The 23,990-nt window shown below is 37.3% G+C and carries 25 protein-coding genes and 1 tRNA gene; 15 read left to right on the top strand and 11 right to left on the bottom strand.

What is annotated here, in order from left to right; translation table 11 throughout:
- Window positions 1–13: 13 nt before the first annotated feature.
- Entirely contained in the window at window positions 14–2,239 is a 2,226-nt protein-coding gene (locus AsFPU1_RS03155) for a caspase family protein (protein ID WP_124977458.1), read from the bottom strand.
- 114 nt (window positions 2,240–2,353) lie between these two features.
- Complete coding sequence (gene sat / locus AsFPU1_RS03150; RefSeq protein ID WP_124977456.1) at window positions 2,354–3,520, bottom strand: sulfate adenylyltransferase; 1,167 nt, start codon at window positions 3,518–3,520, stop codon at window positions 2,354–2,356.
- Window positions 3,521–3,790: 270 nt separating this feature from the next.
- Between sat and AsFPU1_RS22935 the strand changes: the two genes are divergently transcribed.
- The 3 genes from AsFPU1_RS22935 (at window position 3,791) to AsFPU1_RS03135 (ending at window position 7,535) form a co-directional block, all read left to right on the top strand.
- Complete coding sequence (locus tag AsFPU1_RS22935; protein ID WP_227873625.1) at window positions 3,791–4,645, top strand: PEP-CTERM sorting domain-containing protein; 855 nt, start codon at window positions 3,791–3,793, stop codon at window positions 4,643–4,645.
- A 455-nt stretch (window positions 4,646–5,100) separates the two neighbouring features.
- The gene (locus tag AsFPU1_RS03140; protein WP_124977454.1) at window positions 5,101–5,478 is read left to right on the top strand and encodes a response regulator; all 378 of its coding nucleotides are present in this window, start codon (window positions 5,101–5,103) and stop codon (window positions 5,476–5,478) included.
- Window positions 5,479–5,483: 5 nt separating this feature from the next.
- A complete protein-coding gene (locus AsFPU1_RS03135; RefSeq protein ID WP_124977452.1) occupies window positions 5,484–7,535 on the top strand; it encodes an AAA-like domain-containing protein in 2,052 nt (683 codons plus the stop codon).
- Window positions 7,536–7,873: 338 nt separating this feature from the next.
- Here AsFPU1_RS03135 and moeB read toward each other — a convergent pair whose 3' ends face one another.
- On the bottom strand, window positions 7,874–9,046 hold the full coding sequence (gene moeB / locus AsFPU1_RS03130; RefSeq protein WP_124977450.1) for a molybdopterin-synthase adenylyltransferase MoeB: 1,173 nt from the start codon (window positions 9,044–9,046) through the stop codon (window positions 7,874–7,876).
- Window positions 9,047–9,224: 178 nt separating this feature from the next.
- A complete protein-coding gene (locus AsFPU1_RS03125; protein ID WP_124977448.1) occupies window positions 9,225–9,695 on the bottom strand; it encodes a M67 family metallopeptidase in 471 nt (156 codons plus the stop codon).
- A 125-nt stretch (window positions 9,696–9,820) separates the two neighbouring features.
- Between AsFPU1_RS03125 and AsFPU1_RS03120 the strand changes: the two genes are divergently transcribed.
- Together AsFPU1_RS03120 and AsFPU1_RS03115 are read left to right on the top strand one after the other, a co-directional pair.
- On the top strand, window positions 9,821–10,144 hold the full coding sequence (locus AsFPU1_RS03120; protein ID WP_124977446.1) for a phasin family protein: 324 nt from the start codon (window positions 9,821–9,823) through the stop codon (window positions 10,142–10,144).
- Window positions 10,145–10,174: 30 nt separating this feature from the next.
- Complete coding sequence (locus tag AsFPU1_RS03115) at window positions 10,175–10,714, top strand: FKBP-type peptidyl-prolyl cis-trans isomerase (protein WP_124977444.1); 540 nt, start codon at window positions 10,175–10,177, stop codon at window positions 10,712–10,714.
- A 29-nt stretch (window positions 10,715–10,743) separates the two neighbouring features.
- On the opposite strand, the gene AsFPU1_RS03110 is transcribed toward AsFPU1_RS03115, so the two are convergent.
- Window positions 10,744–11,007, bottom strand: coding sequence for a DUF3493 domain-containing protein (locus tag AsFPU1_RS03110; RefSeq protein ID WP_124977442.1), 264 nt, complete (start codon window positions 11,005–11,007; stop codon window positions 10,744–10,746).
- Window positions 11,008–11,061: 54 nt separating this feature from the next.
- Here AsFPU1_RS03110 and AsFPU1_RS03105 point away from each other — a divergent pair.
- The 5 genes from AsFPU1_RS03105 to AsFPU1_RS03085 all read left to right on the top strand — a co-directional run bounded on the left by AsFPU1_RS03105 (window position 11,062) and on the right by AsFPU1_RS03085 (window position 14,227).
- A tRNA-Thr gene (locus AsFPU1_RS03105) sits at window positions 11,062–11,133 on the top strand.
- Window positions 11,134–11,492: 359 nt separating this feature from the next.
- The gene (locus AsFPU1_RS03100; protein WP_438357538.1) at window positions 11,493–12,029 is read left to right on the top strand and encodes a YdcF family protein; all 537 of its coding nucleotides are present in this window, start codon (window positions 11,493–11,495) and stop codon (window positions 12,027–12,029) included.
- 190 nt (window positions 12,030–12,219) lie between these two features.
- Entirely contained in the window at window positions 12,220–12,549 is a 330-nt protein-coding gene (locus AsFPU1_RS03095) for a hypothetical protein (protein ID WP_124977438.1), read from the top strand.
- 107 nt (window positions 12,550–12,656) lie between these two features.
- On the top strand, window positions 12,657–13,670 hold the full coding sequence (locus AsFPU1_RS03090) for an aldo/keto reductase (RefSeq protein WP_124977436.1): 1,014 nt from the start codon (window positions 12,657–12,659) through the stop codon (window positions 13,668–13,670).
- Window positions 13,671–13,900: 230 nt separating this feature from the next.
- On the top strand, window positions 13,901–14,227 hold the full coding sequence (locus AsFPU1_RS03085; RefSeq protein WP_124977434.1) for a type II toxin-antitoxin system HicB family antitoxin: 327 nt from the start codon (window positions 13,901–13,903) through the stop codon (window positions 14,225–14,227).
- Between the two features lie 30 nt (window positions 14,228–14,257).
- Here the strand turns inward: AsFPU1_RS03085 and ruvA are convergent, their stop codons facing one another.
- Both ruvA and AsFPU1_RS03075 read right to left on the bottom strand, forming a co-directional pair.
- Window positions 14,258–14,893 carry a Holliday junction branch migration protein RuvA gene (gene ruvA, locus AsFPU1_RS03080; protein ID WP_124977432.1) on the bottom strand — a complete coding sequence of 212 codons (636 nt, stop codon included), beginning with the start codon at window positions 14,891–14,893 and terminating at the stop codon, window positions 14,258–14,260.
- A gap of 36 nt (window positions 14,894–14,929) precedes the next feature.
- Window positions 14,930–15,814 (bottom strand): sugar kinase, encoded by an 885-nt coding sequence (locus tag AsFPU1_RS03075; protein ID WP_124977430.1) that lies wholly within the window; start codon window positions 15,812–15,814, stop codon window positions 14,930–14,932.
- An 11-nt stretch (window positions 15,815–15,825) separates the two neighbouring features.
- Between AsFPU1_RS03075 and rsmI the strand changes: the two genes are divergently transcribed.
- The 5 genes from rsmI to AsFPU1_RS03050 all read left to right on the top strand — a co-directional run bounded on the left by rsmI (window position 15,826) and on the right by AsFPU1_RS03050 (window position 21,477).
- On the top strand, window positions 15,826–16,692 hold the full coding sequence (gene rsmI / locus AsFPU1_RS03070) for a 16S rRNA (cytidine(1402)-2'-O)-methyltransferase (protein ID WP_124977428.1): 867 nt from the start codon (window positions 15,826–15,828) through the stop codon (window positions 16,690–16,692).
- A 150-nt stretch (window positions 16,693–16,842) separates the two neighbouring features.
- Window positions 16,843–18,933 (top strand): elongation factor G, encoded by a 2,091-nt coding sequence (gene fusA / locus AsFPU1_RS03065; RefSeq protein WP_124977426.1) that lies wholly within the window; start codon window positions 16,843–16,845, stop codon window positions 18,931–18,933.
- A 194-nt stretch (window positions 18,934–19,127) separates the two neighbouring features.
- A complete protein-coding gene (locus AsFPU1_RS03060; protein WP_124977424.1) occupies window positions 19,128–20,120 on the top strand; it encodes an ImmA/IrrE family metallo-endopeptidase in 993 nt (330 codons plus the stop codon).
- Window positions 20,121–20,122: 2 nt separating this feature from the next.
- Entirely contained in the window at window positions 20,123–20,776 is a 654-nt protein-coding gene (locus tag AsFPU1_RS03055) for a hypothetical protein (RefSeq protein WP_124977422.1), read from the top strand.
- A gap of 110 nt (window positions 20,777–20,886) precedes the next feature.
- Window positions 20,887–21,477, top strand: a complete 591-nt coding sequence (locus AsFPU1_RS03050) for a DUF3782 domain-containing protein (protein WP_124977420.1) — start codon at window positions 20,887–20,889, stop codon at window positions 21,475–21,477.
- A gap of 11 nt (window positions 21,478–21,488) precedes the next feature.
- Here AsFPU1_RS03050 and AsFPU1_RS03045 read toward each other — a convergent pair whose 3' ends face one another.
- The 4 genes from AsFPU1_RS03045 to AsFPU1_RS03030 are packed head-to-tail and all read right to left on the bottom strand — an operon-like array spanning window position 21,489 to window position 23,945.
- Window positions 21,489–22,286 (bottom strand): Uma2 family endonuclease, encoded by a 798-nt coding sequence (locus AsFPU1_RS03045; protein ID WP_124977418.1) that lies wholly within the window; start codon window positions 22,284–22,286, stop codon window positions 21,489–21,491.
- Between the two features lie 25 nt (window positions 22,287–22,311).
- A complete protein-coding gene (locus AsFPU1_RS03040) occupies window positions 22,312–22,812 on the bottom strand; it encodes a ribonuclease toxin HepT-like protein (protein ID WP_124977416.1) in 501 nt (166 codons plus the stop codon).
- Window positions 22,790–23,161, bottom strand: coding sequence for a nucleotidyltransferase family protein (locus AsFPU1_RS03035; RefSeq protein WP_124977414.1), 372 nt, complete (start codon window positions 23,159–23,161; stop codon window positions 22,790–22,792). The genes AsFPU1_RS03040 and AsFPU1_RS03035 overlap by 23 nt, the downstream gene beginning before the upstream one ends.
- 19 nt (window positions 23,162–23,180) lie before the next feature.
- The gene (locus tag AsFPU1_RS03030; protein ID WP_124977412.1) at window positions 23,181–23,945 is read right to left on the bottom strand and encodes a PD-(D/E)XK nuclease family protein; all 765 of its coding nucleotides are present in this window, start codon (window positions 23,943–23,945) and stop codon (window positions 23,181–23,183) included.
- Between the last annotated feature and the right edge of the window lie 45 nt (window positions 23,946–23,990).

Here is a 23,990-nt window from a genome sequence, read left to right as displayed (position 1 = left end):
TTGAAGCCACGAACTAGACCACTTGATAAACAAAGCTTAAGGTCGCCCAAACTTTCACATCCAGGACGTAGCTATCGATGGCTGAACCGATGATCTCACTACCTATGGCACTTGCGTTATTTAAGTCTTTTAACACGGATTCAGCTACTTGTCGGGGATTATCTAAGATGAGAATTGGCCCTTTATTAGCTTGAAAAGCGGGTGATTCTTGCAAAACCTTCAATGTTTTTTCAAACGGAGCTTGAGACAAGATCACAAAATTCTGTTCCCAACCAGGAGTAGCGGCCACAGTCCAATTGAGTCCTATGTCGGGATATGGTACTATAAAAGTAGTTCTTGATGCTATTATCCCTATATTTTCTGATTCTAATTCAGTTTTTGGGGGAACATAAGCGATCGCCTCTCCATTACTATTAATGCCCACAATTAAATAATAAATCGATTGCTGACTCTTATTTTCTAAACGATATTGTAGACGACTGCCGCGAGAAACTTGAATTAACCCTGAGTTTGGTACAGAAATATCTGTTGTCTTTCCTTCAATAGGGGGTTGTTCTTGTAAGAAGTCTAAACGAGTAGTCTGACGTTGACTTAAGGGATGAGAAGTGGGTTCTAGGGTTTCTAGGGTAACACTACAAGGCAACACAGAGGAACCTTCATTGACGGTTAAACCCCATAACTTAAGGGCCAAGAGTTTGTCTAAGGTAGGATGTAAGCGTTCAACGGCGGATTTAATGGCTTCTCCTGATTTACCGATAGTATTGGGCCAAGGACTACCCCCAGGTGAAAATATGCCGTATCCCCCCAGATTTTGGGTATCATTCGGTTCTTTGGAGGGTGCGGGTAAGCGTAAGGGATTAAATCCCAAAACACAATCTGCCGCTTGTTCTCCTGTACTCAGAACCGACGAAACCGCCGAAATTGAGGCAAAAGCACTGGTAGCGTCCACTCTTTCAATTCTTTCTAACCGTGAGTCAAGGGCAATGATCAGTCCGACGGTTTTGGGTAAACAACGAATGACTTCTTGTACTAATTGTCCCACGATTAAGGGTTGAGTATCTGTGGCCCGAAGGCGGCGAACTTTTGCTTTTAAGCCGTCACGAGAACGTAATTGTAAAATCAGGGGGTTGGGGGTTGAGGATGTCGTTACGGTTTGAAAACAGGAGTTTAGTCCGTATTGTGACAATATATTAGCAGGTATTCCGGTTAATTTAAGAGTAAGATTGTTTTGATCCTCAACTGAAATGATAACTCCTTCTGCTCCTTGAGGGGTACTTGGTAATAAATAATAAGTAAAAAGAGGTTGTTTATTACCCTTATTTTGTTGGGGTTGTTGTTGAGTTCCCACCCAGGGAACTAACTGTTCTGCAGTTTTGTTGAGAGTAACTTCTACTCGACTAGGAGAGGTTATTTGCCAAAGATATTGAGTCAATGCGTAAGTAAATAAACCCGCACTAAACCCATTGCCTCTCATTTCACTTGCTACTTGTTGATTTCCGGCAGCAGAGAGAATAATACCAGGAATAAATGATTGTTTACTGTTAAAAGTTATTTGTTTGAGTTGATTTTTTAATTGAGTTTGAAACTCTAATTCTTCTGGGTTAGGTTGTTCAGAAATTGAAGCAAAAGAGCGTATTCGTAAGTCTCCTTGTAGGGTTTGACCGATAGAATAATGACTGGTATCAAGTACCATTGTTAGTTTTTCAGTAGCTAGAGATTGCCCTAATAACATTAAAGTATCTTCTAACAAATCATTAGTCGTTGATAGGGGTTTATTTTTTATTAGACTATCGCTGGGAACAAACCCTCGTATCATCCCTTCAGATACCGAAGGAGCGAATTCTGGGTCAATTTTAATGAGGTTGCCATAACCACTGAAGTGAAAGACGACTACATCTCCAGGTTCTGCTTGTTTAATTAAATGTTCTACAAAAGCGGTTTCTATGCCTTCACGGGTTGCTTGTTTTCCGGTTAATGTAATAATATCTTGAGGTTGAAACCCAAAACGATAGATAAGTAATTCTCGTTGTCGTTCTACATCTGTGAGACATCCTTTTAAGTTCAACCCTTCCCCATACTCATTAATTCCCACCAACAAAGCTAGTTTGCGAGGGGTTGGTGCGGCTAAAATTTGATAGTATTGGTTAATTTTTGGGTTGGTATTAACCCCACCTAAACTCCCTTGAATCATTCCCCAAGTAAGTAAGGTTTGTAAAAAAGTTCGCCGGTCCCATTCCATGATTTTTAGTTAGCTAAGCGTGGGAAAATCAGATTTTTGAGTTCAAGATTAAAGAGGGGTAGCTTTAAGATTAGTTATTTTCTTAATATCAACCCCATTTTAACATTTTAATGTCTAGTTTTGCATGGCTTTAATTAATTCGGCGGCCACTTCAGGACGAGAGAATTCTGGAGGGGGTAATTCTCCCCGTCGAAGCATTTCTCGCACTTTTGTTCCTGATAGATGAATTCGTTCTTCTTTCAAACTGGGACTTGTTTTAGTTGTCGCCATTTGTAAGGTACGGGTACAATAAAAGGCGTGTTCAAATTTCATAGGAACAATGCCCAATTCTTCGGGTTTGAATTCATCAAAAATGTATTGAGCATCATAGGTTCCATAATAATCCCCAACTCCCGCATGATCTCGACCGACAATAAAATGGGTACATCCATAATTTTTGCGGACAATAGCATGAAAAATAGCTTCTCTTGGCCCAGCATAACGCATAGCCGAAGGATTAATGGCTAAAATTACTCGGTCTTGAGGAAAGTATTTTTCCATCATAATTTCGTAGCAGCGCATACGGACATCTGCTGGAACATCATCACTTTTTGTTGCTCCAACTAAAGGATGTAAAAACAGTCCGTCTACCACTTCTAAGGCACATTTTTGAATATATTCATGGGCCCGATGAATGGGGTTACGAGTTTGGAATCCAACAATGGTTTGCCATCCTCTTTCTTGAAATAATTGACGAGATTGAACAGGATCAATTTGATAGTTAGGAAACAAAGGATGAGCATCTCTTTGTAATAACCAAACTGGGCCAGCTAGGTTAACGGCTCCTTGTTCATAGACCACTTTGACCCCTGGATGTTCCATGTCATTGGTGCGATAAACATTGAGAGCTTCATGAGCTTTATTGTAATGATATTTTTGGATTAATTCTAAAACTCCAATAAAGTTACCCTCAGCATCATCTAATCTAATCCAATTTCCTTCTTTTAAAGTATCGGCTACTTCTTCACTAACCGATAAGGTAACAGGAATTGACCAGGGTAAGCCATCTTTGAGACGCATTTGCTCAACGACGGTTTCATAGTTAGCTTGATCTAAAAAACCTTTGAGGGGACTAAATCCCCCTATGGCTATCATAACTAAATCAGAGATGGCCCGTTCATCTAAACGTACTCTAGATAAATGGTCAGCTTGCTCTAAAAATTCTTGTCTTTCTGCGGGAGTCGCTATGCGGTTAATAAGTTGTCCACCATGAGGTGGGATTGCGTCTTTATGGGTATCCATCTTTAATTGAAGTAGCTAACAAAATTTATCCTACCAAGGTCTGATACCAATTTTCTTAATTCTTGAGACAGATATATAGGGTTTCTCCCAAAAAGCAAAGTACTTATGAATTTACTCCTACGTTCCGAAGTTCCCTAAAATAGATAAATTAAGAAAATTTTGGGACTCTCGAAAAGTTTTACATTATCTTTTGCATGTAAACGATAAACGCTAACATTATTTCTAACATAGTATGTTAGGATGAAATAGCCAAACTAGATAATTATAGTTATGAAAAAACCAATAAAAATACTGTTAGGCTTACAAGTTGCTTTAGTAAGTGGTGTGACATTTATGGTTCAACCATCCCATGCAGCGATTCTCTGGGATGAGACAATACAACTAAATCAAAACCTGGGAATAGGAGGAGTAGTCAAGGTCAATCCTTTTTGGGGAACTGGTACATCTTTTACTGGAACTCGTCTATTAAAGAGATCTGATACTAACTTTGCGGCCTTTGATGAGGCACAAAATGTTTTATTGAGTCGAGATATTAATACTACTGCTAAAAATAGCTTTATTAATCCTAAAGGACTCAAAGCTCAAGAAAACAACTATTTTGCCAATAAATCAATTATACCGAATAAATTCACGGATTTATTGTATGATTGGGATAATATAACTAATTTGGATGTAATTAAAAAAGATAGGATTGTCGATAGCCATATCATATATTTGTTTGATACAGCATCAAATACATCGAGAATTAATGTTAAATCTACTATCATCTTTGATGATCCTATAATTGGATTAATGGGAGATCCTTCACTGATTAATATTACTAACTCTTTATTGGTTCCTAATTATACTTCTTCCTTTCAGAATACTCCCACAACTCAAACATTAGAAGGACTGCAATGGGCTGATTCAAAAACAGCAGATTATGTGAAAATTAAAGGAGAAAATAGAAATATATTAGAACTAGATTGGTCAACACAAGGTTTTGAGACACTTCGCATTATTACCGAAAAAACGCCAATTATTAACCCTGCTGTCACTACCCCCGAACCCCTGACGATGCTTGGTGCTGCTACTGCTATGGGATTTGGCACATTTTTCCGTCGTATTAAAAAGAAAGTAAAATAAACCACATTAATCACTCAGCTATAAGGCAAAAACAAGGTTCAACCTATGTTGAACCTTGTTTTTTTTGACATAGACTTTTCGTAAATGACCCATTTTGTTAACTATGATAAATAAATATACAACATTACAAAAATCAAAAATATTGAGTCAAATATTAGGCAAAGTTCGAGGAAAATTGAAACGTTTCTTTCCCCCTCAACCTACATCTCCAATCGTCAGTCTGGATCGCTTACTTTTAAGATTAATGATTCTTAGGACTACACTTACTCGAAATCATTAAGATTAAGCTTGAACGTAGGTCAAAACTGGGTTATTGAGACATATCACCTAAAAATGCTAGAATGGAGATCGAGTGCCGACCATCGTTTCCTCCCCGGCTAAACGTCTGGTCGTACTCCTTTTCTGTTCGATGTACCCATTTTAGTTGTGGCCGCACTCTCTACGAGGGAAAAAACATGAATATTATGGTGGTTGACGATGAGCAGGATATACAAGTTCTATTTAAGCAAAAGTTTAGGAAAGAAATTAGACAAAAACAAATAACTTTTACCTTCGTTTTTTCTGCAGAGGAAGCTTTAAATTGTTTACAAAATACTCCTAATGATTTAATTCTTATTTTAGCTGATATTAATATGCCAGGAATGAATGGATTAGAATTATTGAAGATTATCAAAGAAAAATATGCTCATCTTACTGTTTTTATGGTAACAGCTTATTGTGATGATAAAAATTATAATACCGCTATTCAATATGGGGCAGATGATTATTTATCTAAACCCATTGAATTTGAGACTCTTAAACAAAAAATGTTAGAAGTATTAAAGGTTAATTAAAACCAATGGAAATGGCTAAAATTTTAGTCGTAGATGATGAATCCGATCTCGAAATATTATTCAGACAAAAATTTAGAAAAAAACTGCGGCTAAAGCAACTTGAGTTAATTTTTGCTCACAATGGAATTGAAGCTTTAGAACAATTAAAAGCTCATCCTGATACTGACATTGTTATTACAGATATTTATATGCCAGAAATGGATGGCTTAACACTTTTAACTAAGCTTAAACAACTTAATCCTATTATTCAAGCCATTATGATTTCAGCCTATGGAGATTTGGATAAAATTCGGACAGCTATGAATCGAGGGGCGTTTGATTTTTTAACTAAACCAATTGATTTAGAAGATTTAGAAATTACTACTAATAAAACCCTGCAATATGTCCAGCAAATGAAAGCAACTTTGGAGAAAGAAAATTTAGCTAAACAAGCTCAAGTAAAACTCTTAAATGAGCTAACTGAAGAAGTGGCTAAACGTCAAAAAGTCGAAGAAGAATTACGAGCAAATCAACAACAAGTAACCCAATTTTTAGCGGCAGTTCCTGTAGGAATTTTTATTGTAGATGCTCAAGGATATCCTTATTATGCTAATGAAAAAGCACAAGAAATTTTCGGTTATGAAGTTCTTTCTCATATGAATATTGAGGAATTAAATCAAATTTATCAAGCTTATTGTCTAGAAACAGGAGAACCTTACCCCCTTGCTCAACTTCCTATTTTCCGAGCATTACAAGGAGAATCTAGTAATCTTAATAATATGGAAATTCGTCACGGAAATGCTAAAGTTCCCTTAGAAACTTCCGCTAGACCTATTTATAATGAAAAGGGAGAAATTACCTATGCAATCACAGCTTTTCAAGATATTAGTCAACGGCAACAAATAGAATTTCTCAAAGCAAGTCGAGAGAAATTAGCCAGGGAAAATGCTTTATTAAGAAGTGATCAACAGTTTTCTACCTATGACTATCAAGTAGGAGGAAGTTTACCTATGGATGCACCAACTTATGTTGTTCGTTCAGCCGATCGCTGTTTTTATAAAGCTTTAAAAATGGGAGAATTTTGTTATATTCTCAATGCTCGACAAATGGGTAAATCAAGTTTACGTGTCCAAATTATGAAGCAATTAGAAACAGAAGGATTTGCTTGTATTGCCATTGATTTATCAGAAATTGGTAATCGTAAATTGACCATAGATCAATGGTATGCTGGATTTACTTATACTTTAGTTAGTCGTCTTAATTTAATGGATCAGCCAACTTTTATAAATTGGTGGAAAAAGTATGATTTTTTAGCCCCAATTCAACGTTTAAGAGAATTTATAGACCAAGTTTTGTTAACCAATATTAATGATAAAATTATTGTTTTTATTGATGAAATTGATAGTGTACTTAGCTTAGATTTTTCCCTAGATGATTTCTTTATTTTTTTAAGAGGGTGTTATAATAAAAGAGCAGACAATGTGGCTTATAAACGGCTAACTTTTGCTTTATTGGGAGTTGCTACTCCTTCTCAATTAATTTATGATAAAAAACGAACCCCTTTTAATATTGGACAAGGGATTCAATTAAGGGGGTTTCAATTAAATGAAGCTAAACCATTATTAGAAGGACTTCAAGCAAAAGTTAGCCAACCTGAAGTCATTTTAAGCCAAGTTTTAGCTTGGACAAATGGTCAACCTTTTTTAACTCAAAAACTCTCTAAATTGATCCGAACTTCTCAAGAAGATATTAACCCTAATCAGGAAAAACTATGGGTTGATGAATTCGTAACCAAGAAAATTATTAATTATTGGGAATCTCAAGATGAACCGGAACATTTAAGGACTATTCGAGATCGCATTTTACAAAGTTCTTTAAATCGAAATACTTTACTTAAACGTTATCAAAAAATTCTGAATCAAGAGGATATTATATCCATTGATGATGATGAAGAAAGAGAATTAATATTATCAGGATTAGTAATTAAAGAGGAACAATTTTTAAGAGTTCATAACCGAATTTATGAAGTCATTTTTAATAATACTTGGATTGAAAGAATTATAAATTATGAATTATGAATTATGAATTATGAATTATAAATTATGAATTATAAAATATTGGTTCTACGGGAGTGACTATGGTAAATTGATAATTGATAACAGACCTTATGTCTGATCCTATAAAAACTAAGTCCGCCTGCGCGGACAGCCATTCTAGGTTGCGTAGGCAACCTTTATTTGTATAGCTTAACTCTGAGCGAGTTAAGGTCTATCATTTATAATAATTTAGAATAATTTGTCCGGTAGAACAAAATTTCCTGATTCTAACAAGTAGGGGTCAACGTCCGTTGACCCCTACCAGATAAACCCGTCCCTACAGAGTATTTTTGGTAAAACAGGCCTTCGTGCGCAGTTAGCTAATATTCAGGAACATTGGGATCAACTTCTCGACTCCAGGCTGTAATTCCTCCTTTAACATTAGTACCAGTAATTCCGGCTTCTTTGAGGATATTTAACGCTTTTGCCGAACGTCCCCCCATTTTACAATGGGCAATAACCCGATGATTATGAGACAATTCTCTGACTTTTTCAATACCTATTCCTTGTTCAATATCAGGTAAGGGTACTAAAATTGATCCCGGAATGCGCGCAATTTCGTATTCATTCACATTACGCACATCAATTAAAACAAACGCATCAGCCCCATGTTCCATTAACCCTTTTAAGTCTTTAACCGAAATTTCAGGAATAGCTGATTGTTCTTGCGCTTCTGCCGCTTTGGCTTGAGGAATGCCACAGAATTGTTCATAATCAATAAGATGAGTAATCACTGGCCGTTCAGGGTTGGGGCGCAATTTTAATTCCCGAAAGGTCATATTCCAGGCGTTATACAGCAGTAAACGCCCACTGAGGGTATCTTCAGCCCCTAAAATGATTTTTAGGGCTTCAGTAGCTTGAATCGTACCAATAATGCCTGGTAAAACCCCTAATACCCCCCCTTCAGCACAGGAAGGAACCATTCCTGGTGGTGGGGGTTCCGGGTATAAGTCCCGATAGTTGGGGCCTCCTTGATAGTTAAAGACAGTTGCTTGTCCTTCAAAGCGGAAAATTGACCCATAAATATTTGGTTTGTCAAGCAAAACACAAGCATCATTCGTCAGATATCGGGTGGGGAAATTGTCAGTTCCATCAATGACCACATCGTAGGGTTTGATGATTTCTAAGGCATTTTCGGAACTGATACGGGTTTCATATAAATCTACCTGACAATAGGGGTTAATCTCTAGAATTCGGTCTTTAGCTGACTGAATTTTCGGTTTTCCTACCCAGGATGTCCCGTGAATGATTTGACGATGTAAATTAGAACTATCGACTATATCAAAATCAACAATGCCAATTCTACCAACTCCGGCTGCCGCTAAGTATAGCAGTAAGGGAGAACCTAAGCCTCCGGTACCAATGCAAAGGACACTAGCCGCTTTAATGCGTTTTTGACCATCTAGCCCCACTTCTGGCAAAATAATATGACGAGAGTATCTTTGAAATTCGTCTCGACTTAGTTCGATTTCTTGTAAATTAGGATTCAGCATAGGCGTTGTTTGACCTAAGTAAACGCACGTTATTTGAGGGGAATAGCTCAACTATTGTAGCAGATTTAGCTAAACAACCTGAGTTCGGTATTAAAAGGAACGGAGTTCAAATTTCGTCGTGGATAATTTTTTCAACCAGAGAATAAGGGTTGTCACACTCCTGCTTATCTTAATGAGATTAGGCAACATTTGTGATTATTTCTCCTTGAAATTGATTATTATCATCAAGTTTCCAACTACGAATGTCGGTAATTTTTCCTTGTTTTAGAGAGATAATAATATAAGAGTATTGTGACCAAGCAATAGCCAGATCAAATTCTGAAGGAATGGCCGGATAATCAGGATGAGAATGATACACACCAATAATGTCTAAATTGCGATCGCGGCACTCTTTTTGTACCTTTAAAATAATTTCTGGAGCAATAGTAAAACGATTATGTTTACTAATATTTTTACCTGTAGAATCAACAAGATCAAGGAAAAGTTTCTCATCTGGTGAATCCCAACTATTCTCAGTTTCACGAACCTCAACTAAACGAGTTGAGTTTTCGTTAATTAGACCAAGTAATAATCCACAACATTCTTCAGGATAAACCATCTGAGCATGGAGAGAAATTTGTTTAAGATGATGGGAAGCAACTTCAATCACAAAGAATAAAAATGAAAAGACTTAATAATATTGCGGTAAGATCAGTCAAGTCGTCAAACATCTTAGTATCCTTAATAGGTCTTTGGTGGTTAAACTAAGAGTTATTTGAGAGGGAATAGAAATCAATGGATGGTAATGACTGGATTAAACAGTTATTGTTAGTGGGGATAGGGACAACCTCCCTAGCAGCCGAAAAACTGCGAGAAGTTAGCGAACAATGGGTCAAAGATGGGAAAATTAACTCAGATCAGGCCCAGGCATTTGTAGACGATATGATGAGTCAGATCAAGACTGAACAGGGCAACTTTGAGAGTAATATGGAACGTCAATTACGCCATATGCTACAAGATTTAGGAGTGCCACGTCAGTCTGAAGTCGATGAATTACGCGGACGTATTGATCGTCTAGAACGTCAAGTTCGAGACTTAGAAAATAAATTGTGGCGATAGTCAAGAAAACTTACAATTAAGGACACAATTATGCGGGAAATTTTCATTAGCTTTGGTATTATTGCCACTTTTAGTTTATTATTGTTGCTTGGCTCTGTGTTTAATGGTGGAGAAAAATCTCAAGCGATCGCTTCTTCTCTTCAACAAGAACAACCTCAGAACCTCTCCCAAGACCCCAGTAACCCTCTAATAGCATCAAATAAGGAAAATAGCCAAATGGACTCAAAGAAAACCGTTAAGACCCCTTCTGGACTCGAATACGTTGATCTCGAATTGGGAACAGGGGCCTCTCCCAAAAAAGGGGATACGGTGACGGTTCACTATACAGGAACCTTAGAAAATGGGACAAAATTTGATAGTTCCCGCGATCGCAATAGTCCCTTCTCCTTTAAAATTGGTGTAGGTCAAGTGATTCAAGGTTGGGATGAAGGAGTAATGACTATGAAAGTAGGAGGCCGTCGTCAATTAATTATTCCTTCAGACTTAGGTTATGGTGCGCGGGGGGCCGGTGGAGTTATTCCTCCTAATGCAACCCTGATTTTTGATGTGGAATTATTAGGGGTTAAATAACACCTTTTGAATGCCCGCGATCGCGGGCTTTAATTAGATTTTTCTAGGCGAAATAAAGACACCATCAGGACAATGACCCCCAGTTGTAGGGCAAAATTAGGTAAAGCTTTGACCACATCTCGTCCGGCGGCTAATTGGGCTAAAAATACTATAGCTCCAATAAACCCAGAGGCCCCAAAAGCCAGATAAAAAAACTGTCTTAACCCTTTGTAAGGGGCTTTCGCTTCGGCCTTGAGTTTGGCATACTTTTGAGTATCAAGTTTAGGGCGAGAATTTTGGTGTGGATTAGTCATTTTACGATATACTGATCATTTGGGAATGTTAATGTTTGTGATTTTCCCTAACTTGCCCGTGTGGCTCAGGGGTAGAGCAATGCACTCGTAATGCATGGGTCAGCGGTTCAAATCCGCTCACGGGCTTTATATTTTAACTTACCCCTCTGACCTTTATGACCCATTGCATCTATTTACTCAAAATTTACTCAACTACAACCACTAACACAAAAACGTAATTATGTCAATAAGAATAATTAAGTAATACAAATAAACGTTAAAAGCGCGATCGCTAACTAAGGCAACTAACGGTATAATGGGGACGTTTGTGAATTTCTTATTAAGTTTTTTAAGCAAGGGAGCATAATAACTAAAAAAGCGTCTTATCACCTTAGGGGTTCAACCATGGTGATAGTTTGATCTAACGTATTGGTGTGAGTGTTCTGTCGATGTTGCTCAAGATTCGTTCTCAAAGACAAAATGTGAAGGTGGTTCGTTCTCAAAGAATGGGGCCAAAGCATTTACTGCTAGTTCTATTATCATCTCTAGGACTGTGGCTAGGTTATAAACAATTACAAAGCTATTTTATCCAACCCGAAGCGATTTTTGTTTTGGGAGGTCATGCAGATCGGGAACGGTTTGCGGCTAAATTAGCTAAACAATATCCGAATTTACCCATTTGGGTATCTTCCGGTAGTCCTGAAGGATACGTGACCAAAATTTTTGCTAAAGCGGGTGTCAAAAGCGATCGCTTACATCTCAATTACCAAGCTAAAGACACCGTAACCAATTTTACGACCCTAGTCAATGAATTAAAATCTCAGGGTGTTGATAGTATTTATCTGGTTACTTCTGATACCCATATGACCCGGGCCCGTATCATTGGAGAAATTATCTTTGGAACTAATGGAATTATCCTCAAACCTGTTGGTGTTCATTCTCATACTTCCCCTGAACCCTTGGAAAAACTCCTCAGAGATACCGGGCGATCGCTACTGTGGTTAGTCACGGGAAAAACGGGTGAAACCTTGCTTCATAAATAATTTTAGGTTTCCCGATCAGTAGTTGGACATAAATAAACGACTTTGTCTTAAGAAATATTAACCAAGTTAAAACTCCTCCCTCGTAATTTTATTTTTATGGTGTGTTGAGGCAACTTTTTCTAGAGTTGAAGAAAGGGAGAAAATTATTCAAGGCTGAAAGACATTTTCTTCCCATTTAGAGGGAATTCACATGAACAAAATTTTTGGCACGCTAATGATTAGCGTTGCTCTTGCTGTTGTGACTCCAGGGACAATTGCTCAATCGACTTATCCATCTGAAACTAGAAAAACAGAGATTAATTCAACTGTGGGAGTTAATTCTAATTCTGTCTATCAAGTGGGTAAGGTTGTTGGCATTGTTTCGGGGCCAAATGGAACTGTTCTATTTGTAGAATTAGCCAATAAAACAAAGGTAAGATTCTATTATCCAGGTGGAGCAGGAAATCGTGGAGATCAGGTTGTAGTGCTTGAAAAAAATGGACAGTATTTTTTAGTAAATGCTACTCCGACTAACCATTAATTGATTTTTATTGACTCAATTATGGTTAAATACAAGCTAGGGAATTGACAGTGAGCTTGATTATTTAATATTTATGTACATATCTGCACATCATAAATTATCAAAAAATGACTACTGAACAACCTCAAACATTATCCCAAAATCCTCTTAATTCTTCCCTATTTTTGCCTTCTATGGGATGCGGTACTTGGGCCTGGGGTAACAGATTCTTGTGGGGATATGATGAAAGTATGGATTTGGAGCTACAAAAGGTATTTAACCTAGCAGTTAGTCAAGGAGTGACTTTATTTGATACGGGGGACTCCTACGGAACCGGAAAACTCAATGGACGCAGTGAACTTTTATTAGGAAGATTTTCGCGGGAATATCAAGGGATAGGTCAAGAAAAGATTTGTCTAGGGACTAAGTTGGCCGCCTATCCCTGGCGATGGACACGCCATTCTATGATAGCTGCGGGAAAAGCATCGGCCGAGCGTTTGGGCAGACCCATTGATTTAGTCCAAATGCACTGGTCAACGGCGAATTACGCGCCTTGGCAGGAAGGGGGTTTATTAGATGGGTTAGGGGACTTATATGAGCAAGGATTGGTCAAAGGAATTGGCTTGTCTAATTATGGGCCAAAACGACTTAAACAAGTATATCAAAGATTCTCCTCACGGGGAATTCCTCTTGTTAGTTTACAGGTTCAATATTCTTTGTTATCGACTTATGCTGTGACGGAATTAGGGCTTAAAGATGTTTGTGATGAATTGGGCATTAAATTAATTGCTTATAGTCCTTTAGCTTTGGGATTATTAACTGGTAAATATTCAGAAAATGGTTTATTACCAAAAGGGTTTCGTGGCCTCTTGTTTAGACAATTACTTCCTAAAATTCGTCCACTTTTAGACTGTTTACAAGAAATTGCTAATCATCATAGTAAAACTCAATCACAAGTGGCTCTTAATTGGTGTATTTGTAAGGGAACTATTCCTATTCCTGGGGCAAAAAGTGTTAAACAAATGGAAGATAATTTAGGCGCAATGGGATGGAAACTTAATGATGGTGAGGTAACAGAATTAGATAAGGTAGCTAATCATTTAGAGAAAAAAATGGTACAAAATATTTTTCAAACTAATTAGGGTTTGCTGAATAAATTTAAAACCTTTGTCTATGAAGGATTTAAAGATTATTAAAGGTTAATTGAGTAGCTAAATGTTTATTAGCTTATCTGGGACTTGCTTGACATAGTATCATTATTGATCCTATTATGGAGGTAAAATGAGTCTATGACACAAATTAGTAAACTTGTTGCTCAGTTCAAAAAGAACCCAAAAAACGTCAGCTTTACGGATTTAGTAAAGGATGAGTCATGAATAGTTACGAACATTACACCTATAAAATTACCTGGTCAGAAGAAGATCAAGAGTTTGTGGGACTTTGTGCAGAATATCCCAGTCTGTCTTATCTTAACGAAAATCGTTGGACTGCATTAGAGGGCATTACTAAATTAGTACAGACTATTGTTGCTGATATGGAAGCAAATGGAGAAGAAGTCCCAGAACCTTTGGCACAAAAAAGCTATAGTGGCAAATTTCAGGTGCGTATTCTACCAGAACTTCATCGAAAATTAGCAATAGAAGCGGCTGAAAACAAAGTTAGTTTAAATCGATATGTCAGTCAAAAATTGGCTACCTAATTAATTCTCGATGTACGATTATGCAGTTCATTAATTTCGACTTAACCAAGCGATCGCTTCTCTAATCCATTCTTCGGTATGAGTATTTTTTAGCATTTGATTGTCTTGACTGAGGGTATAAATTGCTTGATTAATTTCCTCATTTGTATAGCCTAATGCTAATAAAGTCATCTCGATATCTTCGATAATTTCTAAGGAAGGAATTGCAGAAGAAGAAGGCAGAGTTATTCCCACTAATTGTCGCCATTGAGATAGTTTTGTTTTTAATTCTAGGGCAATTCTTTCGGCTGTTTTTTGCCCAACTCCTGGGGTTTTAGAGAGTTTGCGAATGTTTCCAGTAACAATAGCTTGGATTAATTCTTCTAAGCCTAATGTATCAATTAAGGCGATCGCTAATTGTGCGCCAATACCACTAACACTAATTAATTGACGAAATAATTCTCGCTCGGAAGATGTAGCAAACCCATAAAGAATGGGTTGCTCTTCTCGAATTTGTAGATGAGTAAAAATTTGCAGGTTTTCTGACTCATCTTGTGATAATTGTCGAGCAAATCTTGAGGGAATTTGTATTTCATAACCAACTTGATTAACCTCCAAAATTAGGATCATACGGTTGTTGGTATTTTTGATAAGTTCAACGGAATTTCCTTTTAGATAATTAATCACAGGTTTAGATTATAACTTCTACTATAAATTTTGTGCTTAACTATTGATAACAATCTTAATTTTATTAGCCGCTTTAGACATCCAGTTACGAGTCCCAAAAAATTGACAAGATATAGAAGCAATTTGAGCAGATTTTTCTAAAGATTCTCTGAAATTATTATTTAAAATAAAATGACAAAAAGCCCCATGAAAAATATCTCCGGCTCCTAATGTATCGATAGCTTTAATTGGTAAAATATAAATAATTCCAAACCTATCTTTTTCCCAATAATGAATGGAATTTTCTCCGTTAGTAATAGCAATATAAGGAATACCCATGCCTTGCAAATAAAGTAAAACTTCTTCAGAAGTCGAACAATTAGGAGGATAAAAATTACTCGAACAAATAGCATAATCTACATAGGGTAAGACTTTCTCAAAGCCAGATTTCCAACTTCCTCCATCAATAACGACAGGAATGTTACGTTCTTTAGCTTTTTGAGCAATAATTTGACCCACAACCATTTGATGTCCATCGAGTAAAATAATATCAATATCTTGAAGAATTTCTAAAGAAAGTTTATCAAGTTTAGCTTGAGATTTACTTGCATTAAGAGAAATTACTGACCGTTCCCCCGTTCCTTTAGTTACTAAAATAGAAGAAGTAGGAGGCGATTCAATATGATAAGGTTCAAGATCAAAAACACTAATAGAATAATTATCAAGTTCAGCACAAATCAGTTGACTAATGGGATGATTACCAATCACACTTAATAAAGTTGCTTGATGTTTAAAATATTGAAAAGTAATAGCCGCATTTGTGGCGGGGCCGCCCGCAGAAATTGTCTGATCAAGGGCGACAATTTTTTCATTTTGATGAGGAAAGTGATCAATCAGATAAATTATATCCAGCGTCGTTAAACCGACAAATAATCCATTCATGAGCCGTTAAAATGAGTAATGAAATCTTAGAAAAAGGAACGCTTTATTTAGTCGGAACTCCTATCGGTAATTTAGAAGATATGACCTTACGAGCCATCCGAATTTTACAATCAGTTGATCTAATTGCTGCAGAAGATACTCGTCATACAGGCAAACTTCTTCACCATTTCCAAATTACCACTCCACAGATTAGTTATCATCATCACAATCGTTTAACCCGTCAAACTGAATTGCTCGAAAAGTTGCAACGAGGGCAAACTATTGCTTTAGTGACAGATGCGGGGATGCCAGGAATTTGTGATCCGGGTTATGATTTAACTAGAGCCTGTATTGAGGTCAATATCCCAGTTATTCCCATTCCTGGGGCAACGGCAGCCATTACGGCCCTATCTGCTTCCGGTTTACCTAGCGATCGCTTTGTGTTTGAGGGATTTTTGCCCACAAAAGATAAACTAAGACGCGATCGCCTGAGTAGTTTACAAAAAGAAAGTCGTACCCTAATCTTTTATGAAGCCCCTCACCGTCTATTATCAACTTTAACCGATTTAGCCGAAGTTTTTGGCAAAGATCGTTCGATTACAGTGGCCAGAGAATTGACAAAACTTTATGAACAATTATGGCGAGGAACCCTAGAAGAAGGCATTGATTACTATCAAGATACCCAAAATATTAAAGGAGAAATTACCTTAGTGGTCAGAGGATGTCAAGAAAGCCTATCTCTACAGCTAACCGAAAGCCAACTCAAAGAAGAATTACTACAATTATTAAAGCAAGGAATGACGCGATCGCAAGCCAGTCGGCAATTAGCGCAATTAACCGCCCGTCCCCGTCGAGAAATCTATGAATTATCTTTAAGCATGACAGATAGCTACGACTAGAACACAATTATATTAAGATATCTTACAGGTCAGATAAATGATCATGAGCCAAATGGAACTTAAATAATCATCCTTCGCGAGATTGAGATCCAGCTATGAAAGCAACCCTGATTCCTGCCAATGGTTTGTAGACGCTAAAATATAGAGCAAATTATGAAAGACCTTACTCGTTATCGAAACATCGGAATCTTCGCTCACGTAGATGCGGGCAAAACAACTACCACTGAAAGAATTCTCAAACTCACTGGTAAAATTCACAAAATTGGTGAAGTCCATGAAGGTGCGGCCACCACAGACTTTATGGAACAAGAGCAGGAACGTGGTATTACCATTCAGTCAGCCGCGACTACTTGCTTCTGGAAAGATTATCAATTCAACATTATTGATACCCCAGGCCACGTTGATTTCACAATTGAGGTGTATCGTTCCCTGAAGGTACTTGACGGCGGTATTGGCGTTTTTTGTGGCTCTGGTGGGGTAGAACCTCAGTCTGAAACTAACTGGCGTTATGCTAACGACTCGGAAGTTGCTCGTGTGATTTATATTAATAAACTTGATCGCACAGGGGCTGATTATTATCAAGTAATCAAACAGGTAGAAACTATCCTAGCCGCTAAACCTATAGTCATGGTGTTGCCCATTGGCCTTGAAGATCAATTCCGAGGTGTGGTTGATCTGTTAACCCGTAAAGCTTGGATTTGGGATGATTCAGGCGATCCGATGAATTATACAATTCAAGAAGTTCCTGCCGACATGGTTGAACAGGTAGAAACCTATCGAGAAAAATTAATTGAGTTAGCTGTTGAACAAGACGACGAACTCATGGAAAAATATCTCGAAGGAGAAGAATTGTCTATTGAGGAAATTAAAAAGTGTGTCCGTCGAGGCACGATTAAACTCGACTTTTTCCCTACCTATTGCGGTTCCTCTTTCAAAAATAAAGGGGTACAATTGGTACTCGATGGGGTGATAGACTATTTACCGAACCCTATGGAAGTTAAACCTCAGCCAGAAGTGGATTTAGAGGGTCATGAGACGGGTACATTTGCCATTGTTGACCCGGAGAAACCTTTACGGGCCTTAGCTTTTAAGATCATGGATGATCGCTTCGGGGCCTTGACCTTTACCCGTCTCTATTCAGGAACCCTTTCTAAAGGGGACACCATCTTAAATACTGCCACGGGAAAAAGTGAACGTATTAGCCGTTTAGTGGAGATGCACGCTAATTCTCGTGAGGAGATCGATTCGGCCCAAGCGGGTGATATCGTGGCGATTGTAGGCATGAAAAATGTGCAAACGGGTCATACTTTGTGTGATCCCAAAAATCCCGCCACATTGGAACCGATGGTATTTCCTGATCCGGTTATTTCCATTTCCGTCAAACCGAAGAAAAAAGGCGGTGATGAAAAAATGGGTATGGCTTTGAGTAAGATGGTTCAGGAAGATCCTTCTTTCTATGTGGAAACAGACCAAGAAAGCGGAGAAACCATCATCAAAGGTATGGGTGAGTTACACTTAGACATCAAAGTGGATATTCTCAAACGAACCCATGGGGTTGAGGTAGAAGTGGGTAAACCCCAAGTGGCCTACCGAGAATCTATTACTAAGCGCATTGACGATACTTATGTCCACAAGAAACAATCTGGGGGTTCAGGTCAATTCGCTAAGATTGATTATATAATTGAGCCAGGAGAACCCGGAAGTGGCTATCAGTTTGAGTCTAAGGTGACTGGAGGGAACGTTCCCAGAGAATTTTGGCCTGCAGTCAATAAAGGGTTTGAGGCTAGTATTGTTAAGGGTGTTTTAGCCGGGTTCCCTTGTGTGGATCTCAAAATTACTTTAACTGATGGTGGTTTCCACCCGGTTGACTCATCCGCGATCGCCTTTGAAATTGCGGCCCGTTCTGGTTATCGTCAAACTTTACCGAAAGCTGGCCCTCAGTTACTTGAACCCATCATGCAGGTGGATGTATTCACCCCTGATGATTATATGGGGGATGTGATCGGAGATTTGAACCGTCGTCGTGGCATGATTAAATCTCAGGATACGGGTGCAATGGGTGCAAGAATCAAGGCTGATGTACCTTTAAGTGAGATGTTTGGTTATATTGGGGACTTACGCACCATGACTTCTGGTCGGGGTCAGTTTTCCATGTCTTTCTCTCACTATGCCCCATGTCCGGCGAATGTGGCAGAAGAAGTGATTAAAGAGGCTAAAGAACGACAAGCTGCAGCTTCCTAGTCTAATTTTCGCTTAAATCTTTTGTAGGGGTCAACGGCCGTTGACCCCTACGTTTTTTGATCTTCCTCCGTAAGAAGACCCTTAGATTATGTTAAGAAGTATAAAGAAAGATTTATAATAGAGTCAAAATCCCTATGAGAGATTGAAACTAAGATAAAGTTTTAACTATTAGCATGAACAAGGAGGGTAAGAAAATGACAAACACGATTACCATGTCAGCCCTCTATGGGAAACTCTCTAAAATTGGACTAAAACAAGACTACATCCGCGAAAATGGCTTACCGAGTTGGTGGGATGAAGAACTCAACGATAAATCCGTTGCTGTCTTAGAAGGAGCCGGTTATATTGCCAATAACCTCAACTTGGACTTAAAATCCTTATTAGTCCCTGAAGAAGAAGTTAGATTTAATCCTCCCCCTCATACCAAGTTTAAACAGCATAACAGTAATAATAAAGAACACCCTCATATTGCCCAAGCCTTGACGAGTCGGGTAACTGAGTTGATTTCCTACGGTACAGAAATTAATTTTACACCCATACCTACCGATGTCAAAGAAATTAGAAAAGAAATCATAACAACTCATACAACCGTAAATTTAAAATCCCTGTTAGAATATTGTTGGAATAAGGGAATTATTGTGGGGTGTTTCCATAACTTTCCCAAAAAAGCTAAGAAATTTGCTGGATTAATTCAATGGCAAGGGGATCGTCCTGTAATTATCTTGAGTTCCCAGCATAAACACTCTGCTAGAGTCACTTTTGACTTAGCCCATGAGTTAGGACATTTAGCATTAGGACACTTAGAAGAAGGGGTTTTAGTTGATGAAGAAATTGAGGTCAATTGTCATGATGATGATGAAGAATGTCAAGCTAATCAATTTGCGACTTATTTACTGTTAGGAGATTGTGATAACTGTTTGAAGAATAAAAAATTTTATAATAATAAACAGTTAATTACACACGCGAAGAAAAAAGCTCAAGAAAATCCCACTGTTGAAGTAACTTCTATTATCCTTAATAACGCTTGGCATAATGACAACTGGGGGTTTGCTAATAAAGCTTTAAATACACTAGACCATGAAACTAATGGACAAAAGATAATTAATGAGTATTTAGCTGATAGATTAGATTGGGACAAGTTTAATGATGAAAGCTATGAATATTTAGAAAAGGTGTTAGGAGTTTAACCTTGACTATTTCTGTTTATTGTCTGGATAATGATATTATCTTGAAATTGGCAACCTATAGCCTATTTGATAAAACGCTAAAAACTTTTGAGATTGATAGTTCTAAGGTTAAAATTCTTGAAACCTTTAAATATAAATTTAGACGAGATCATCAACGAAAGAGAAGCAATAACCCTGTTACATACAACTTAGAAGCAGCCTTAAATGTGACTGAATCTTGTGGTGAAATATCAGAAAAAGATGTTAATCAAGAGATATTTATTAAATTACAAAAAACGAAAGGAATAGACGTAGGAGAAGCACTTTTAATTAGTTATATTAGCGACTTTAATCAACAGAAAGATTTAGGTTACTTATTAACAGGAGATAAACGTTGTTTAAAAACTTTAATTAATCCTGAAATAGCAGATATCGTTAAAACTCTGGAGGGAAAAGTCTGGTGTTTAGAACAGTTGGTATTAAAAGATATTGAAATCTATGGTTTTAATTACATTAAAGATAAAATTTACCCTGTTCGAGATTGTGATACTAACATAAAACATATATTTGGTTATAGTGTAGAAGCATCAGAAGATAGGGTTATAGAAGATTTGAAAAAGTCAATTATAACATTAAGAAAAGAAACAGGAAACTTACTTTATCCTTATCCGAAATGATACTAAACTAAGTATGATTTTAAAACTTATTTCGTTTATTTAAGCTTTAATTTGATAGACTATTTAACAATTGTATTATAATAGATTAAAGAAGATAAAAAAATAGGCTGATGAGCGAACCTGTAACTATTGAAGATATTTATCAACTTTTCCGCGCTTCTGCTGAAGAATTTGATCGCCGTTTAAGGGAAAGCGATCGCCGTGCGGAGGAAGCGAAATTAGAACGCGATCGCAGCATGGCAGAACTTAAGCGTACAGTAGAACGAACCAGCCGTGCGGTAGATAGTCTTACCACTCGTTGGGGACGTTTTGTCGAAGAATTAGTAGAACCCGCCGTTTTGCGACTTTTTCAGGAGAAAGGCATTGATATCAAAGAAATTTATCCCCGCGCTAGGGTCAAACGTGAAGGGATCGCCATGGAAATTGATATCCTTGCTGTTGATGATACCGAACTCGTTTTAGTTGAATGTAAATCTAGATTATCTAAAGATGATGTAGATGAATTTTTAGAAAAACTCACCCGTTTTAAAATTGCTTTTCCCCATTACAAAAACTATCAAGCTTACGGTGCAGTGGCAGGTATTGAAATCAACGAAGGAATAGACCGCTATGCTTATAAAAAAGGATTATTTGTGATTAAACCGAATGGTGATACAGTAACAATTATCAACGATTCTAATTTTCAACCGATGACTTGGTAGAAGGATTTATGTTAATTCCTTGGTAAATTATCAGGATCTAATCCAAGCGATCGCAAATACTCCGCCAATTTAGCCGCTTTTTGTCGTTCCTGTTCTAATTGTAAGCCTATATCTTCAGCCCGTTGACGTTCAGTTTCAGCCCGTTTATATTCCCTTTCTTCTGGGGTAAGTATCCAGTTTCCTTGACTATCGTACCACCGTAACCAATTTCGCTCAATTCCCTGATAATTTCCCCTCCATAAACCTATTCCGAGTTGAATTTCTTCTATCCATAATTGTCCTTGATTTAAAATTAGGGGTTGATAACGGTTAGTTACTAAGCCAAAAATCTGTAATTCATCGGTATAACGGTTAAAAACAATATAGTAAGGAATTCGCAATATTTGCTCGTAAACTTGCCATTTAGTCGGAGGTTTATTCACATCTCGCAGGGTTTGTCCTAAGTCTTCTTCTTCCGTCCCAGGAGATAATAATTCAACAATAATAAAAGGATTAACCCCTTCTTGCCAAATGACATAACTAAGGCGCAAATCTCGCTGTTCATAGAGATGAGAAACCCCTAAAACGGCAAACCAATCTGGTCTTTTATACCATTGGGGATAACGAGGATCATAATAAAGATTAAGATCAGTCCCAGTAAATAATTCTTCAGAAGAATAATTACTCGGTTGAAAGGTTTGTTTTAATAATTCGGGTTGGAGATCGTGAAATTCGTCAGGCAAACCGGGTTCCTCTGGATCTTCACTTTTGAGATGATACATGGTAGGGAGGATTTCTTTAGGGGGTCGGGGCGGATCAGTTTGATACATAATATTAATGTTAATAATACAACTATTATTTAAGATTATCAGCCATTGTTCTTAACCAAGTAAGAAAGTTTTGCATATCCTGTTCAAAGTGTTGCCAGGTTTCATAATAATTATTGACTAAATTTTCTACTCTTTGTGTTTCTAACTCAAACCCATAAATATTGCGTACAACGTGCCTAAAACTTAGATATTCAGCTAATTGTTGGGCTGTTTGCGCTGTTAAAATAGCAGGACGATAATCTTGTGAGGTAGTCATACGAGTCAGTAATCGTCTATGCCAATCATAACCTGACGGTAAGCCCCCATTCAATTCAGAAGCAATAATTTGAAAGATTCGTTCACATCCTGTATAAAAATTATGAAGTTTTAGGGCTAAACTTTCGGAAAAAATTGCCGCTAATTCGGGATTTTTAGCCATTTGTGATTGGACTAATATCATTTGACTTTCTAGTTGCCTAAGTCTTATAAGTTCGTTTTCAATATCTATAGCGATTTCCCGTAATTCACTGGCCGATATCTGACGCATAAAGACATTCTCCAGTTTGCAAAACTCGGTTGAGAAAATGAGTATCTAATGATTCTAACGGTTTCAGATCAATGGCGCGATCGCTCATAAAATTCACTTTTGCTAAAACCTGAAAATATTGAGCAGATGGAATTCCTTCAACTGCGAGATCAATATCAGAAGATTCGCAAAAGTTACCTTTAACTAATGAACCAAATAAAATAATTCTCTTAATCTTAAAATTTTGGATTAAATAGTCAATAATAGGAACTAAATTTTCTCTAGCTTTTTGTGCTATTTTTTGATGACGCAATTGTTGTTCTTGTTGTCGTTTCTGCCAATAGTCAAGATAAGGAATAATGTCTGACATGATTTTCAATTATTTTCTCTTAAACTGGAACATCTTCAGCATAACTATAAACTTCTATGCCTAATTCTTTAGCAATTTCTCCGGCCCGGGTATTAACCATAGGAGAAATTAAGATTTTGCGGTTAGCTATGCGTTGATGACGGGTTTGATAAAATTGCACTTTTTTTTCAAAACTATAGACATCCGGTTTACTAACAGAAGATTTAATCTCACAAAGAATTAGCAAACCATTTTTAATTAATAAATCTAATTCGATTTGATCGGGACGACCAAATACTTCCCCTTGATCATCATATTCAGTAACATTAACAACTTCAACCCCAAAAGAATCATGTAAAATTCCTTTAAGAGCATTACGAAAACTACTTTCTGAATGAAGTCCCCATCTTGCCCCTAATGCACCAATCGTACTATCATGTTTACGATTCATGGCTCTGATTTCTGCTTGAGTTTCCTCCCATTTACGGTTTTGTTCGTTCCATTTGCGGTTTTGTTCCTCCCATTTGCGATCAGATTCTTCTTGCTGTCGATCTAATCTAGCGAAAATTTCTTTAAAGCTTTGGTTGGTTTCATCCCATTTACGGTTTTGTTCGTCCCATTTTCTGGCTTGTTCTTCTCTATCTCGTCGTAATTCAGCCATTATTTGGTCAAAACGGCTTTCTGTTTCTTGTTTACCAGCATAATAATCATGAACTGTCCGCAAGACAAAATCTCTCATTTCTCGATCTTGTAAAATGTTGGGGAGTTCTTGTTGAATGATATCTCTAATATTTTCGTTTGTCATCTTATTATTAAGTTTCTCTGCTGTTATCATTATATAATAATTAGA

This window comes from Aphanothece sacrum FPU1 (assembly GCF_003864295.1).
Taxonomy (GTDB): domain Bacteria; phylum Cyanobacteriota; class Cyanobacteriia; order Cyanobacteriales; family Microcystaceae; genus Aphanothece_B; species Aphanothece_B sacrum.
The sequence above is the reverse complement of the archived record's forward strand: the minus strand, read 5'-3'. Positions and strand labels throughout refer to the sequence as shown.

Coding starts and splice junctions, on each gene's coding strand:
- AsFPU1_RS03155 (WP_124977458.1), bottom strand. CDS start 2,239: ATGGAATGGGACCGGCGAACTTTTTTACAAACCTTACTTACTTGGGGA.
- sat (WP_124977456.1), bottom strand. CDS start 3,520: ATGGATACCCATAAAGACGCAATCCCACCTCATGGTGGACAACTTATT.
- AsFPU1_RS22935 (WP_227873625.1), top strand. CDS start 3,791: ATGAAAAAACCAATAAAAATACTGTTAGGCTTACAAGTTGCTTTAGTA.
- AsFPU1_RS03140 (WP_124977454.1), top strand. CDS start 5,101: ATGAATATTATGGTGGTTGACGATGAGCAGGATATACAAGTTCTATTT.
- AsFPU1_RS03135 (WP_124977452.1), top strand. CDS start 5,484: ATGGAAATGGCTAAAATTTTAGTCGTAGATGATGAATCCGATCTCGAA.
- moeB (WP_124977450.1), bottom strand. CDS start 9,046: ATGCTGAATCCTAATTTACAAGAAATCGAACTAAGTCGAGACGAATTT.
- AsFPU1_RS03120 (WP_124977446.1), top strand. CDS start 9,821: ATGGATGGTAATGACTGGATTAAACAGTTATTGTTAGTGGGGATAGGG.
- AsFPU1_RS03115 (WP_124977444.1), top strand. CDS start 10,175: ATGCGGGAAATTTTCATTAGCTTTGGTATTATTGCCACTTTTAGTTTA.
- AsFPU1_RS03110 (WP_124977442.1), bottom strand. CDS start 11,007: ATGACTAATCCACACCAAAATTCTCGCCCTAAACTTGATACTCAAAAG.
- AsFPU1_RS03100 (WP_438357538.1), top strand. CDS start 11,493: ATGGGGCCAAAGCATTTACTGCTAGTTCTATTATCATCTCTAGGACTG.
- AsFPU1_RS03095 (WP_124977438.1), top strand. CDS start 12,220: ATGAACAAAATTTTTGGCACGCTAATGATTAGCGTTGCTCTTGCTGTT.
- AsFPU1_RS03090 (WP_124977436.1), top strand. CDS start 12,657: ATGACTACTGAACAACCTCAAACATTATCCCAAAATCCTCTTAATTCT.
- AsFPU1_RS03085 (WP_124977434.1), top strand. CDS start 13,901: ATGAATAGTTACGAACATTACACCTATAAAATTACCTGGTCAGAAGAA.
- AsFPU1_RS03075 (WP_124977430.1), bottom strand. CDS start 15,814: ATGAATGGATTATTTGTCGGTTTAACGACGCTGGATATAATTTATCTG.
- rsmI (WP_124977428.1), top strand. CDS start 15,826: ATGAGTAATGAAATCTTAGAAAAAGGAACGCTTTATTTAGTCGGAACT.
- AsFPU1_RS03060 (WP_124977424.1), top strand. CDS start 19,128: ATGACAAACACGATTACCATGTCAGCCCTCTATGGGAAACTCTCTAAA.
- AsFPU1_RS03050 (WP_124977420.1), top strand. CDS start 20,887: ATGAGCGAACCTGTAACTATTGAAGATATTTATCAACTTTTCCGCGCT.
- AsFPU1_RS03045 (WP_124977418.1), bottom strand. CDS start 22,286: ATGTATCAAACTGATCCGCCCCGACCCCCTAAAGAAATCCTCCCTACC.
- AsFPU1_RS03040 (WP_124977416.1), bottom strand. CDS start 22,812: ATGCGTCAGATATCGGCCAGTGAATTACGGGAAATCGCTATAGATATT.
- AsFPU1_RS03035 (WP_124977414.1), bottom strand. CDS start 23,161: ATGTCAGACATTATTCCTTATCTTGACTATTGGCAGAAACGACAACAA.
- AsFPU1_RS03030 (WP_124977412.1), bottom strand. CDS start 23,945: ATGACAAACGAAAATATTAGAGATATCATTCAACAAGAACTCCCCAAC.